General features: G+C 60.9%; 12 protein-coding genes and 1 pseudogene. 5 read left to right on the forward strand and 8 right to left on the reverse strand.

All coding sequences use genetic code 11. The features are described 5' to 3' along the window. Positions 1-86 precede the first annotated feature (86 nt). Positions 87-854 carry a methyl-accepting chemotaxis protein gene (locus BLW70_RS31440; RefSeq protein ID WP_371916927.1) on the reverse strand — a complete coding sequence of 256 codons (768 nt, stop codon included), beginning with the start codon at positions 852-854 and terminating at the stop codon, positions 87-89. 90 nt (positions 855-944) lie between these two features. Then, a pseudogene (locus tag BLW70_RS31445) lies at positions 945-2,033 on the reverse strand (cache domain-containing protein); the annotation flags it as partial. Positions 2,034-2,440: 407 nt separating this feature from the next. Here BLW70_RS31445 and BLW70_RS08520 point away from each other — a divergent pair. Both BLW70_RS08520 and BLW70_RS08525 read left to right on the forward strand, forming a co-directional pair. After that, positions 2,441-3,334 carry a PA4780 family RIO1-like protein kinase gene (locus tag BLW70_RS08520; RefSeq protein WP_008156543.1) on the forward strand — a complete coding sequence of 298 codons (894 nt, stop codon included), beginning with the start codon at positions 2,441-2,443 and terminating at the stop codon, positions 3,332-3,334. 170 nt (positions 3,335-3,504) lie between these two features. Next, positions 3,505-4,725: an MFS transporter gene (locus BLW70_RS08525; RefSeq protein WP_074873503.1), complete on the forward strand. Its 1,221-nt coding sequence runs from the start codon at positions 3,505-3,507 to the stop codon at positions 4,723-4,725. Here BLW70_RS08525 and cueR read toward each other — a convergent pair. The 3 genes from cueR to BLW70_RS08540 all read right to left on the reverse strand — a co-directional run bounded on the left by cueR (position 4,679) and on the right by BLW70_RS08540 (position 8,080). Continuing rightward, entirely contained in the window at positions 4,679-5,092 is a 414-nt protein-coding gene (gene cueR, locus BLW70_RS08530) for a Cu(I)-responsive transcriptional regulator (protein ID WP_074873506.1), read from the reverse strand. The genes BLW70_RS08525 and cueR overlap by 47 nt on opposite strands. Next, positions 5,089-7,482 carry a heavy metal translocating P-type ATPase gene (locus BLW70_RS08535; RefSeq protein ID WP_074873508.1) on the reverse strand — a complete coding sequence of 798 codons (2,394 nt, stop codon included), beginning with the start codon at positions 7,480-7,482 and terminating at the stop codon, positions 5,089-5,091. Before BLW70_RS08535 ends, cueR begins: the two co-directional genes overlap by 4 nt. Before the next feature lie 214 nt (positions 7,483-7,696). Then, the gene (locus BLW70_RS08540; protein ID WP_074873510.1) at positions 7,697-8,080 is read right to left on the reverse strand and encodes a hypothetical protein; all 384 of its coding nucleotides are present in this window, start codon (positions 8,078-8,080) and stop codon (positions 7,697-7,699) included. A gap of 147 nt (positions 8,081-8,227) precedes the next feature. Between BLW70_RS08540 and BLW70_RS08545 the strand changes: the two genes are divergently transcribed. Both BLW70_RS08545 and BLW70_RS08550 read left to right on the forward strand, forming a co-directional pair. Continuing rightward, entirely contained in the window at positions 8,228-8,425 is a 198-nt protein-coding gene (locus BLW70_RS08545; RefSeq protein ID WP_074873512.1) for a heavy-metal-associated domain-containing protein, read from the forward strand. Between the two features lie 223 nt (positions 8,426-8,648). Next, positions 8,649-9,845, forward strand: coding sequence for a multidrug effflux MFS transporter (locus BLW70_RS08550; protein ID WP_074873514.1), 1,197 nt, complete (start codon positions 8,649-8,651; stop codon positions 9,843-9,845). An 8-nt stretch (positions 9,846-9,853) separates the two neighbouring features. On the opposite strand, the gene BLW70_RS30775 is transcribed toward BLW70_RS08550, so the two are convergent. From BLW70_RS30775 to BLW70_RS08560, 3 genes are all read right to left on the reverse strand, one after another. Continuing rightward, complete coding sequence (locus tag BLW70_RS30775) at positions 9,854-10,024, reverse strand: hypothetical protein (RefSeq protein ID WP_162842849.1); 171 nt, start codon at positions 10,022-10,024, stop codon at positions 9,854-9,856. Between the two features lie 150 nt (positions 10,025-10,174). After that, positions 10,175-11,188: a zinc-binding alcohol dehydrogenase family protein gene (locus tag BLW70_RS08555; RefSeq protein WP_074873516.1), complete on the reverse strand. Its 1,014-nt coding sequence runs from the start codon at positions 11,186-11,188 to the stop codon at positions 10,175-10,177. A gap of 32 nt (positions 11,189-11,220) precedes the next feature. Next, positions 11,221-11,514: a putative quinol monooxygenase gene (locus BLW70_RS08560; RefSeq protein WP_074873518.1), complete on the reverse strand. Its 294-nt coding sequence runs from the start codon at positions 11,512-11,514 to the stop codon at positions 11,221-11,223. A 118-nt stretch (positions 11,515-11,632) separates the two neighbouring features. Here BLW70_RS08560 and BLW70_RS08565 point away from each other — a divergent pair, with 118 nt between their 5' ends. Beyond that, on the forward strand, positions 11,633-12,562 hold the full coding sequence (locus tag BLW70_RS08565; RefSeq protein ID WP_074873520.1) for a LysR family transcriptional regulator: 930 nt from the start codon (positions 11,633-11,635) through the stop codon (positions 12,560-12,562). The last annotated feature ends 59 nt before the right edge of the window (positions 12,563-12,621 follow it).

Genomic DNA, 12,621 nt, shown 5'->3' on the forward strand with positions numbered 1-12,621 from the left:
ACGCGGAGTGAACGGAACGATCAACAAAACCCTGTGGGAGCGAGCCTGCTCGCGATTGGCCGCGCAGCGGCCAGCGGGATTCTGGATCAGGTTCTGAAGCGGCGCACCAACCCATCCAGCTCATTCGACAACCCGGCCAGGCTCTGCGAATCCAGCCGCGCCGAGTTGGCCAGTTCCGCCACTAATTGCGCATCACCATGAATCTGGCTGATGTGCCGATTGATGTCTTCAGCCACCTGATGCTGTTCTTCCGCCGCCGTAGCGATCTGGGTGTTCATGTCGCGAATCACGTCGACCGATTCCCTGATCAGCCCGAAGCTGCTGCGTGCTTCACCGATCCGCGTCACCGATTGCTGGGACACTTCCAGGCTCGCATGCATTTGCTGGGTCACCTGACTGGTACGTTTGGCGAGGTTGCCCAGTAAACCGTCGATTTCCGCCGTGGAATCCGCCGTGCGTTTGGCCAACGCCCGAACTTCATCGGCGACCACCGCAAACCCACGACCCTGTTCGCCGGCCCGCGCTGCTTCAATGGCCGCGTTCAGCGCCAGCAGGTTGGTCTGTTCGGCAATCGAGCGAATGGTCCCCAGGATTGACTGAATGTCGTTGCTGTCGCGCTCAAGTTGCTGCATCGACTGGGCCGATTGTTCGATTTCCTGGCTCAGGCGATCAACACTGGTCACGGCTGCATCAATCTGTTGCTGACCTTCACGCGCCTGGCGCTGGCCGCTGTCGGCCGATTCCGCCGCCTGGCTGCAAGAGCGGGCGACTTCGTTGGCGGTGGCGACCATTTCGTGGAACGCCGTGGACACCATGTCCACCGCTTCACGCTGACGTCCGGCGGCTTCGGCCATGTCGCTGGAGACCTGGGTCGAACTCTTGGAGGTGGCGAGGATCTTGGTCGCGGCACCGCCAATGCTCTGGATCAAGTTGCGAATCGCCGCCAAAAACTGGTTGAACCAGTTGGCCAGTTGCGCAGTTTCGTCGCTGCCACGGATTTGCAGGTTCTTGGTCAGGTCGCCTTCGCCTTGGGCGATGCCTTCCAGACCGCTGGCCACACTGCGGATCGGCCGCACGATCAGACTGGCGAAACTGGCGCCGACGATGGCGAAGAGCACCGCCAGCACGGCGGCGATGATCGCGATCAACCAGGTCAGTTGGGTGGCCGAACTCATCACGTCGGTCTGCTTGATCAGGCCGATAAAGGTCCAGCCCAGCTGCTCTGACGGCCAGACGTTGGCCATGTAGCGTTCGCCGTTCAGCTCGACTTCCACCAGCCCTTTGCCGGCCTTGGCCAGTTGCGCGTAGCCGTCGCCGAGGCTGCTCAGCGCTTTGAAGTTGTGTTCAGGTCTCTTTGGATCGACCAGCACGGTGCCGGTGTTTTCCAGCAGCATCAGGTAGCCGGTTTCACCGAGCTTGATCTGTTTGACGATTTCGGTGAGCTGCTTGAGCGTCACGTCGATGCTGACCACGCCGCCATTAGTGCCCAATTTGTTATCGATGGTGCGCACGGTACTGACGTACGTCGCGTCGTCCTGGGCCCAGTAATAGGCCTCAGTGCGGAACGGTTTACCGGGTTTGGCCTGGGCCGCCTTGTACCAGGGGCGCTGGCGCGGGTCGTAATTGTTCAGCTTGGCATCGTCGGGCCAGGACACATAACCGCCCGCCGCGGTGCCGAGAATGGCATAGGCGTAGGACGGGTGACTGTTACCCAGGTCCTGAAGGAGAGCGAAGACCTTCTTGTCCATCTCGCCTTGGGGAATGCTCTCGGCGTTGGCGCTTATGTAGGTCTTGAGGCTGTCATCGGAGTTCTTGATCAGCGGTTGGGTGGCCAGGTAATCCACGTTCTGGCTGATGCCGTCGAAGAACAGTTGCATGGCGTTGCTGACCTGACGAATCTCGCGGCCACTGCCGTCGACGAAACTGTCCTTGGCATCGCTGCGCAAGTTCAGCACAACCAGGGTAGCGACCAGCACCACCGGCAAGCAGGCGATGATTGCAAACGCCCAGGTCAACTTCTGTTTGATGTTCATCCGCGCTCCAGATTTTTCTTGTAGGCCCACGCAGTGCAGATGACTCGCGGATTATTGGCAGCCGTAAACGATTGTCGGACAAATCACTTTGTCCCAGATGACTTCGGCTGGCCGAGGCGGAAATTGAGGCCTGTTTAGAAAAATCCTACGAAGGGTATGAATCCAGATGTCAGCTTTTGTCGTAAATACCCGTTTGGCCCTTCAGCAACAAGTGACGCAGGGTCAGCTATGATCTGTGGCGGCCGATGATGACTGGCGGTTGTTGACCGATTAATCCGGCACGTTGTGTGCTTGTTGACGGTTATTGGAGCGTTCATAGGTCGGCAACCCCTCCCCCGAACGAGTGGATTGCCGTATAACGAATGACTTTCGCGTGTTTGGTAATAAAGGACCCCCAATAAAAGCTGATGAAGACTCCAAAACGCATTGAACCCCTGATCGAGGACGGTCTGGTCGACGAGGTGCTGCGCCCACTCATGAGTGGTAAAGAAGCAGCTGTTTATGTGGTGCGCTGCGGCAACGAGTTACGTTGCGCGAAGGTCTACAAGGAGGCGAATAAACGCAGTTTCCGTCAGGCGGCCGAGTATCAGGAAGGCCGCAAGGTGCGCAACAGCCGTCAGGCTCGAGCGATGGCCAAGGGCTCCAAGTTCGGCAAGAAAGAAACCGAAGACGCCTGGCAAAATGCCGAAGTGGCGGCGTTGTTCCGTCTGGCCGGTGCTGGCGTGCGGGTTCCGCAGCCGTACGACTTCCTTGAAGGCGTGCTGTTGATGGAGCTGGTGGCCGACGAGTACGGCGATGCCGCGCCGCGTCTGAACGACGTGGTGCTGGAACCGGATCAGGCGCGCGAGTATCACGCGTTCCTGATTTCGCAGATCGTGCTGATGTTGTGTACCGGTCTGGTGCACGGTGACCTGTCGGAGTTCAACGTACTGCTGACCCCGACCGGTCCGGTGATCATCGACCTGCCACAAGCGGTCGATGCGGCGGGCAACAACCACGCCTTCAGCATGCTGGAGCGGGATGTGGGCAACATGGCGTCTTATTTCGGGCGGTTTGCGCCGGAGTTGAAAAAGACCAAGTACGCCAAGGAAATGTGGGCCCTGTTCGAAGCCGGCACCTTGCACCCGGCCAGCATCTTGACCGGCGAGTTCGATGAGCCGGAAGAGTTGGCCGATGTTGGCGGGATCATGCGCGAAATCGAGGCCGCACGCCTTGATGAAGAGCGCAAGCAAGCGATCCGCGCGGCAGATGACGCGCCACCGAGCAAAGCCGAAGAACCGCCTCCGCCCTGGATGCAGTGATCGGTTAACGAAAAACCCGGCTTCGGCCGGGTTTTTTGTAGATGCCTGTCACCTCATCCCCAAACGCTGAAGAACCAATGTGGGAGCGGGCAAGCCCGCTCCCACATTGGATTTTTGGTGTAACAGAGTTTTATGTTCTCCCTGCTGCTCCCCACACTCAAGGATTGAATGTGAACACCGCATCCCCCCGCAATGCCCAACTGATCATCGCCGCCCGTCTGATCTCGGACTTCGGCGCCTTCCTCAACATGGTCGCCCTGGCCACCTACGTCTACCTGCTCAGCAACAGCGCCATGAGCGTCGGCATTTTCCTCGCCAGCCGCGTGGCCGGTGGAATATTCGCCAGCCTTATCGGCACGACGTTTTATCGCCGCTGGGCCGGGCGCCTGCCGCTGATTGCCTTCGACCTGTTACGCGCCGGGCTGCTGGGCCTGCTGCTGGTGCTGCCTGTCGCCCAGCAAATGCTGCTGTTGCCGGTGATCGCTTTCGGTCTGGGGTTTGGCAATTCGATGTTTGCCATCGGCCTCAACAGTCAATTGCCGCACTTGATCGAGGCCGATCAGTTGCTCAAGGCCAACGCCTGGATCACCTCGGCGTCGTCGGCCGCCATGGTCGGCGGAAGTCTGGTGTCAGGGCTATTGGTGGCGGCATTCGGCTTTGAAACAGTGTTTGCATTGAACGTGGTCACTTACCTGCTGGCCGCGTTGTTCATCTTGCCGCTGCGTTTTTCACCCCCAGCGCCCAGCGATGAACCGATCCACAAACGTGGTGAATGGGCGGCCCTGCTCCAGGGGCTGCGCAGTACACCGGTTGTGGCGGCAATGCTCGCGGTGGCGATGGCTGACACCCTTGGCAGTGCCGCGCACAACGTGGGTTTTCCGATTATTTCCAGACTGCTGACGCCCGACTCGGCCAGCACCACGCTGGGCCTGATGCTGGCCGTTTGGGCCAGCGGAAAACTCATCGGTGCACGCATCGCCAGCCGGCTGAAACGCTCGGATAACGTGAACCTGGAGCGGCGATTCTTCTTTGGTGTGTTGCTGATGTCCTGCAGCTTCATTCTGATGTTCCAGCAGCAAACGCTTTACGGTTTGCTGTTGTTCTCGTTGCCGGCGGGTTTGGGCGACGGTTTCTCGGAAGTCGGCCTGATGTCGCGTCTGCAGCGCGAACCGGACAACCTGCGCCTGCCGATCTTCAGCTTCCTGACGCTGCTGCAAATGACCGGGTTCGGCGTCGGCATGCTGATCGCCGCGCCGTTCTATTCATGGTGGACGCCGGGTGCCGTGGTGCTGTTGTTCCACGGCATTCCCCTCACCACCTTGTTGGTGATGAAGGTGCTGGCGATCAGGGGCGAGCGGGTGGTGCGCAACAGCCCGACTCCAGGCTCTTGAGGATCGGGCAGTCGGGACGGTGATCGCCGTGGCAGTGTTCGACCAGGTCCTGCAGGGTGTCGCGCAGTTGGCCGAGTTCGCGGATTTTTTGGTTCAGCTCGTCGATGTGCTGACGGGCCAGGGCTTTCACATCGGAGCTGGCTCTCTGGCGGTCCTGCCAGAGGGTCAGCAGTTTGCCGACCTCATCCAGTGAGAACCCCAGGTCCCGGGAGCGCTTGATGAACGCCAGGGTATGCAGGTCGTCGTCGCCGTACACCCGATAGCCGCTGTCGGTACGATGGGCGGCCTTGAGCAAACCGATGGATTCGTAATAACGGATCATCTTCGCGCTCAGGCCGCTTTGGCGGGCCGCTTGGCCGATGTTCATCGGTTGTCCTCCAGATCCTTGGGTTTCCAGGTTTTCAACAGTAACGCATTGCTCACCACGCTGACGCTCGACAACGCCATGGCCGCACCGGCCAGCACCGGGTTGAGGAAGCCGAAGGCTGCCAGCGGAATGCCGATCAGGTTGTAGACGAAAGCCCAGAACAAGTTCTGACGAATCTTCGCGTAGGTCTTGCGGCTGATCTCCAGCGCCGCCGGCACCAACCGTGGGTCGCCGCGCATCAGGGTGATCCCGGCCGCGTGCATTGCAACGTCGGTGCCGCCGCCCATGGCGATGCCGATATCGGCGGCAGCCAGGGCGGGTGCGTCGTTGATGCCGTCGCCGACCATCGCTACCACGCCGGTTTTCTTGAGTGTGGCGACGGTGGCCGCTTTGTCGGCGGGCAGCACTTCGGCGTAGACATCCGTGATGCCCAACGCCTGGGCAACCACTTTGGCACTGCCGCGATTGTCGCCGGTCAGCAAGTGGCTGCTGATGTGGCGGGCGTTGAGTTGTTGCACAGCTTGCAGCGCGCCGGGTTTGAGGGTGTCGCCGAAAGCGAAGAGGCCGAGCACCCGAAGTTCGGGGCTTTGCTCGATCAGCCAGGACAGGGTCCGGCCTTCGGTTTCCCACGCGGCAGCAGACTCAGCCCATTCACCGGCGTTCAAGCCGCTTTCTTCCAAGAGACGACGATTGCCCAGCGCCAATCGACGACCGCCCAGAGTGCCCGCGATGCCACGGCCGGTCAGGGACTGGCTGTCGCTGACATCGGCCACCGTCAAGCCGCGTTCGGCGCAAGCGTCCAGAACCGCCTTGGCCAGTGGGTGTTCACTGCCGCGTTGCAGGGCGCCGGCCATTTGCAGCAGGGCCTCTTCGTCATGGTTGATTGCGCTCAGATGAGCGATGCGCGGAGTCCCCGAAGTCAGCGTGCCGGTCTTGTCGAAGACCACCGCACTGACTTCATGGGCACGCTCCAACGCCTCGGCGTCCTTGATCAGAATCCCGTAGCGCGCCGCCACCCCAGTCCCGGCCATGATTGCCGTTGGTGTGGCCAACCCCAGGGCGCACGGGCAAGCGATCACCAATACCGCCACCGCATTGATCAGCGCCGTTTCCATCGGTGCGCCGTACAGCCACCAACCGATCAAGGTTGCCAATGCAATCAGCAGCACCGTTGGCACGAACACCTGGCTGACTTTATCCACCAGTTTCTGGATCGGAGCCTTCGCGGCCTGAGCGTCTTCGACCAGGCGGATGATGCGGGCGAGCACGGTTTCCGCACCCAAGGCCAGGGTGCGAACGAGCAACCGGCCTTCGCCATTGATCGCGCCGCCGGTGACCTTGTCGCCGGGTTGCTTGGGCACTGGCAGGCTTTCGCCGCTGATCAGCGCTTCGTCGGCGTGGCTCTGGCCTTCGACCACTTCACCGTCCACCGGGAAGCGTTCGCCGGGTTTGACCATCACCAGATCATTGAGGCGCAAGGCGCTGATCGCGACGTCCTGCTCGCGGCCGTCGATCACCTGAATCGCCCGCTCCGGGCGCAAGGCTTCGAGCGCGCGGATGGCACTGGCGGTCTGGCGCTTGGCGCGGCTTTCGAGGTATTTGCCCAGCAGCACCAAGGCGATCACCACCGCCGAGGCTTCGAAATACAGGTGCGGCATGCGCCCGGCGGCGGTGGCCCATTCATAAAGGCTCAGGCCATAACCGGCGCTGGTGCCCAACGCGACCAGCAAATCCATGTTGCCGGCACCGGCGCGCACGGCTTTCCAGGCCGCGACGTAAAAGCGTGCACCGAAGATGAATTGCACTGGCGTAGCCAACGCGAATTGCACCCAAGCCGGGAGCATCCAGTGCACGCCGAACGGTTGCAGCAACATCGGTAGCACCAACGGCGCGGCGAGGATGATCGCCATGATCAAGGCCCAACGCTCGCGGCGCAGGCGTTGTTGCTGATTATCGGTTTGCGGGTGTTCGACTTCCCAGACGCTGGCGCTGTAGCCCGCCTTGGTCACGGCAGCGATCAGGGTTTGCGGATCGATCTGGCCGAGCAGTTCAAGGTGGGCGCGTTCATTGGCCAAGTTGACGCTGACGCTTTTGACTCCGGGCACTTTGGCCAGCGCTCGCTCGACCCGACCGACGCAGGAGGCGCAGGTCATGCCGTCGATGCTCAATTCCAGGCTCTGTTGCCGCACGCTGTAACCCGCCTGCTGCACCGCCTCCATCAAGGCCGGCAGGCTGTCTCTGGGCGCTTGCACGCGGGCTTGTTCGGTGGCCAGGTTGACGCTGACGGCAGAGGCGCCGATGACTTTGCTCAAGGCACGCTCGACACGCCCGGCGCAACTGGCGCAGGTCATGCCGGCAATCGGCAGATTGAAAGTGGTGGATTCGGACATCGGTCACGCTCCCTGTAGAAGATACCTACAGGATCAACCTTGCCATGCTGGCAAGGTCAAGCGCCATGTCTCAGATCAAAAGACTGGCACCTGATCGTTCCCACGCTCTGCGTGGGAATGCAGCCCGGGACGCTCTGCGTCCCCTTTAAAAGCCGAACGCAGAGCGTCCGTTGAGGCATTCCCACGCAGAGCGTGGGAACGATCGGTCTGGCGATCAATAGTCCAGGGCAGTGGGTTTCAGGTACATCCCTTCCTGCGTCATCGCAATCCGGAACTTCAGCACGTCGCCGGCCTTGAGCGTGATGTTCTGCGAACCCGGGGCGAGCATGCCCGGATTGCAGCCCGGTGCCTGGCCCGGCAGCAGCTTCAGGCGCAAGGACACATTGCCCGGTGGCAGGTTGAACGAGGTGCTTTGCTCCTGGAACAGCCGCGCCGACAACTGATCCTGGATGTACACGCCGATCTCGCAGGAGGTCGCGACTTCCAGGCGCTCGCGGGAAATGATCAGTACGCCATAGTCCTCCCCGGCGGCTTGAACCGAAGGTGTCGCGGCAAAAAGGCTGAGAAAGCCAAACAGGCTGAGAGCTGACCAGCGCATGGCTGAATCTCCTGATGTCGAGTCATTGATGGACGCAGCTTGGCCGAGCGCGGCGTTGATTGCCAGCCCGGCAGCTCACTTCAGAACTTGACCTTGCCATGATGGCAAGCTCGAGACTGCACGCAACCTCACTCAAGGAGTCATCCCATGCAAGTGTTCAACGTTCAAGGCATGTCCTGTGGTCACTGCGTCAAAGCCATCACCCAGGCGCTGCAAGCCAAGGATCCTGCGGCCAGCGTGCGTGTCGATCTGGCCGCGAAAGAAGTCGGCGTCGAGAGTGCTTTGTCGGCGGATCAGGTGATCGCGGTGATAACCGAAGAGGGCTACGCCGCCAAGGTTGCCTGAGAACAAAGCGCAATCCTCCCTGTGTGAGCGAGCCTGCTCGCGAAAGCGGTGTGTCATTCAGCAGTGATGTCGACTGACACTCCGTTTTCGCGAGCAGGCTCGCTCCCACAGGGGATTGCATTCATTCAGTGGTTTTTAATAGTTAGCGACCTAACGGAATGTTCAAGGCGTCCCTGCGGGGCTAGACTGTCGGCCTGCCGACCCATGCCCGACTGGATGCCTGATGAACCTCCGTACCATTTTGATTCTTGGCGCCTTGAGCGCCTTCGGTCCGCTGGCGATCGATTTCTATCTGCCGGCCTTCCCGGCGATGGCGCTCGCCTTCGGCACCGATGAAAAACACGTTCAGCTGACCTTGGCCGCCTATTTCCTTGGCCTGTCCATCGGTCAACTGGCATATGGCCCGGTAGCGGATCGATTTGGGCGACGTATTCCCTTGCTGACCGGCGTCGGCTTGTTCACCGCCGCCTCCCTGGCCTGCGCTTATGCGCCGAGCCTCGAATGGTTGATGGGCGCACGTTTCATCCAGGCGTTGGGCGGCTGCGCGGGGATGGTGATTGCGCGGGCGGTTGTCAGCGATAAATGCGATGCGGTGGGTTCGGCGAAGGTCTTTTCGCAGTTGATGCTGGTGATGGGCCTGGCGCCGATTCTTGCGCCGATGCTGGGCGGGCTGTTGGTCAACACCACGGGCTGGCAGTCAATTTTTCTGGTGCTGAGCGGTTTCAGTGCGCTGGCAGGGTTGGCCGTTGCCCTCGGGCTGCCGGAAAGCCTGCCGGCCCATGTGCCGCGTCAACCGTTGTCCGGGGCGTTGCGTCAGTACGGTCGACTGTTGTCGGACCGGGTGTTCCTCGGCCACGCCCTGACCGGTGGCATCGCCATCGCCGGGATGTTTGCCTACATCGCCGGTTCGCCGTTCGTCTTCATCAAACTGTATGGCGTGCCACCCGAGCATTTCGGCTGGCTGTTCGGTACCAACGCGGCGGGCTTCATTCTGGTGGCGCAGCTCAACGCGCGATTGCTGGCCAAGCGTGGTCCGGCGTTTCTGCTGGCGCGCACCGTGTGGATCTACGTCGGCGCCGGGCTGGCGCTGCTGGCCGTCAGTTCGTTGCACACCGCGCAGCTATGGCCGTTGCTGATTCCGCTGTTTGTCTGCATTGCCAGCCTGGGTTGCATCCTCCCCAACGCCTCGGCCTGCGCCATGAACGGGCAGGGCGCAAGGGCCGGCAGTGCGTCGGCGATGCTCGGTTGCCTGCAATTCAGTGTCGCCGCCGGGGCGGCAGCATTGGTGGGCGTTTTACACGATGGCAGTGCCGTGCCGATGGCCATGGTCATCAGCCTGTGCGGAGTTCTGGTGGTGAGCGTGGCAATGCTCACCCGGCGTTTGCAAAATACCCGGGCGCTGGCGCAAGCCCAGGCCTGAGGGCGGACTCAGCCAGCGGCACGCTGCTGGTGGTCAATAATTTGATGAGGCGCTTGTAGTCGCGCTTCGAGGGTACGAGTGAAGGCGCGGGCTTCGGCTTCGCTGCGGAACGTCACGGTGTGTTGGTCAAGACGGACTTGCCACTGGGATTTTGCCAATTCTTTTATCAGGATCTTCATTGCTGATCTCTCCTCTCGTAAAACACGCTACGTAAAAGATTGTGCCGCAGAGGTTTCGATTGTAGACCCGAATACGATCGCAATTGTGACAACGGTCAACTCTCTGACTGACGGTGTCGCCCATCTGGGCGACAACTGTGTCAGTTTGTTTCAGAACCCTTCGAGCACAATCTTGCCCTTGGATTTGCCGCTTTCCAGCAGCTCGTGGGCGCGACGCAGGTTCGCCGCGTTGATGGTTCCGAAATGCTCGCCGACCGTGGTTTTCAGCGTCCCGGCGTCGATCAGCTCTGCCACGCGGTTGAGTAATTTGTGCTGCTCGATCATGTCCGCGGTTTCAAACAGCGAGCGGGTGTACATGAACTCCCAGTGCAGGGACAGGCTCTTGCGCTTGAGTTTGGTCACATCCAGCGCCTTCGGGTCATCGATCAGGGCCAGTTTGCCTTGCGGCGCCAGTGCCTCGACCAACTGGTCCAGGTGGTGATCGGTCTGGGTCAGGCTGGCGACGTGGGTCACCTGATCGACACCCGCGCGTTTGAGCTCTTCGCTCAACGGCTGGCTGTGATCGATCACCAGGTCGGCACCCAGCTCACGAACCCAGCTCTGGGTTTGTGGGCGGGAAGCGGTGCCGATGACTTTCAGCCCGGTCAGCTGGCTGGCCAGTTGCGTAAGAATCGACCCCACACCGCCAGCGGCACCGACGATCAAAAGGCTCTGGCCTTCATCGGTTTTGCCTTCACGCACCTGCAGGCGTTCGAAGAGCAATTCCCACGCGGTGATAGCCGTCAGCGGCAGCGCGGCAGCTTCGGCGAAACCGAGGGTTTTCGGCATATGGCCGACGATCCGCTCATCGACCACGTGCAGTTCGCTGTTGCCGCCCGCGCGGGCGATGGAGCCGGCGTAGAAAACTTTGTCGCCGGCCTTGAACAGCGTCACTTCACTGCCGACGGCCTTGACCACACCGGCCACGTCCCAGCCCAGCACTTTCGCCGTGCCCGCTTCGGGCTGTACGTTCTGGCGGACCTTGGTGTCCACCGGGTTCACCGAGATGGCTTTGACTTCCACCAACAGGTCACGCGGGCCGGCAACCGGTTCTGGCAGGTTGATGTCTTGCAGAGAGTTTGAGTCGCTGATGGGCAACGAGGCGTAGTAGGCAATGGCTTTCATACTGGCTCCTGAGAAGTCATAAAGAAGTCGGGTCAGACGATGGAACGCAGGCGCTTGAGGTCGAAGTGTTCGAGAAAGGCGCCAGCCTTGGCGCGGAAGTTCTGGATGTGCGCGCTGTCGTCATGGGCTTGCAGGGCTTCGTCACTGCTCCATTTTTCGATCATGTAGAAGGCAAGAGGATTGGCGAGGTCCTGGTGCAAGTCGTATTGACCGCAACCGGCCTCGGCGCGGGTCGGTTCCAGCAGCGCCCGCAGGTGCTGTTCGAGGGCGTCCTGCTGGCCGGGTTTGGCGATGAGGGTGGCGATGGCGGTAAAAGGTTGGGACATGTTCGACTCCGGGAACGGGATGAATGGATGGGTGGGATGATTAGCTATTTCTCTGCAAGATAAAACCCGCTAAAAGAGCAGTCTCTTTCAATAATTTTTTGATAATCGAGGCTAAACAATGCTGCGTTTCGATGACCTGCAGTTATTTGTCCGGGCGGCGGACCTGGGCAGTCTGTCAGCGGCGGCGCGCGGTATGGACATGTCGGCGGCGGTAGCCAGTGCGGCTTTGAAACGCATCGAACAGCAACTCGGCGCCCGGTTGCTCGCCCGTTCTACCCGCAGCCTGCGGCTGACCGCCGAAGGCGAGGGATTTCTCGAATACGCTCGGGCAGCCTTGAGCAATCTGGATGAGGGGCGTCGCTTATTGGCCAGCGGTCAGGACCAGGTCAGTGGGATTTTGCAGCTGTCGGCGCCTTCGGACTTTGGCCGCAACCTGCTGCTGCCCTGGCTGGACGAGTTCCAGCGAGAGCATCCCAAGCTTACGGTGCGTTTGCTGCTGGGCGATCGCATCGCCGACCTGTTCCGCCAACCGGTGGATATTGCCCTGCGTTACGGCGAGCCGGAAGACTCAAGCCTGGTGGCGCTGCCCATCGCCCCGCAGAACCGCCGCGTCCTTTGTGCCGCCCCGAGTTACCTGGCCCGGCACGGCGAGCCACGGCAACTGGAGCAACTGGCTCAGCACAACTGCCTGCTGTTCATGCTCGGCAGCCGGGTCCACGATCATTGGAGTTTCCACGACGGCAAACGCGAGATCAGCCTGACCGTCAGCGGCGATCGTTTCAGCGATGATGCCGATGTCGTGCGTCTGTGGGCCGTGGCAGGTGCCGGGATCGCCTACAAATCCTGGCTCGATGTCGCCGCTGATGTGCTGGCCGGTCGGTTGCAAGTGCTCATGCCGGAACTGCTGTGTGAGCGCGCACCGCTGAATTTGTTGTGCGCCCATCGCGCACAATTGAGTAAGCCGGTGAACCTTTTACGGGAAATGCTTGCCAGTCGTTGCGCCAGCTTGAGTAGCCGATTTCCCACGTTATCGGGCATCGATCATTAGTCGCAGGCAAATAGCGAAATTTCACTCAGGAACTATCACCACCAATGGTTTCTCAAGGG

This window comes from Pseudomonas frederiksbergensis (assembly GCF_900105495.1).
Lineage (GTDB): Bacteria > Pseudomonadota > Gammaproteobacteria > Pseudomonadales > Pseudomonadaceae > Aquipseudomonas > Aquipseudomonas frederiksbergensis.

Bases quoted from the DNA above. Each gene is read 5' to 3' on its own strand.
- BLW70_RS31440 (WP_371916927.1), bottom strand. From the start codon at position 854: ATGGCCGAAGCCGCCGGACGTCAGCGTGAAGCGGTGGACATGGTGTCC.
- BLW70_RS08520 (WP_008156543.1), top strand. From the start codon at position 2,441: ATGAAGACTCCAAAACGCATTGAACCCCTGATCGAGGACGGTCTGGTC.
- cueR (WP_074873506.1), bottom strand. From the start codon at position 5,092: ATGAACATCGGCCAAGCGGCCCGCCAAAGCGGCCTGAGCGCGAAGATG.
- BLW70_RS08535 (WP_074873508.1), bottom strand. From the start codon at position 7,482: ATGTCCGAATCCACCACTTTCAATCTGCCGATTGCCGGCATGACCTGC.
- BLW70_RS08540 (WP_074873510.1), bottom strand. From the start codon at position 8,080: ATGCGCTGGTCAGCTCTCAGCCTGTTTGGCTTTCTCAGCCTTTTTGCC.
- BLW70_RS08545 (WP_074873512.1), top strand. From the start codon at position 8,228: ATGCAAGTGTTCAACGTTCAAGGCATGTCCTGTGGTCACTGCGTCAAA.
- BLW70_RS08550 (WP_074873514.1), top strand. From the start codon at position 8,649: ATGAACCTCCGTACCATTTTGATTCTTGGCGCCTTGAGCGCCTTCGGT.
- BLW70_RS30775 (WP_162842849.1), bottom strand. From the start codon at position 10,024: ATGAAGATCCTGATAAAAGAATTGGCAAAATCCCAGTGGCAAGTCCGT.
- BLW70_RS08555 (WP_074873516.1), bottom strand. From the start codon at position 11,188: ATGAAAGCCATTGCCTACTACGCCTCGTTGCCCATCAGCGACTCAAAC.
- BLW70_RS08560 (WP_074873518.1), bottom strand. From the start codon at position 11,514: ATGTCCCAACCTTTTACCGCCATCGCCACCCTCATCGCCAAACCCGGC.
- BLW70_RS08565 (WP_074873520.1), top strand. From the start codon at position 11,633: ATGCTGCGTTTCGATGACCTGCAGTTATTTGTCCGGGCGGCGGACCTG.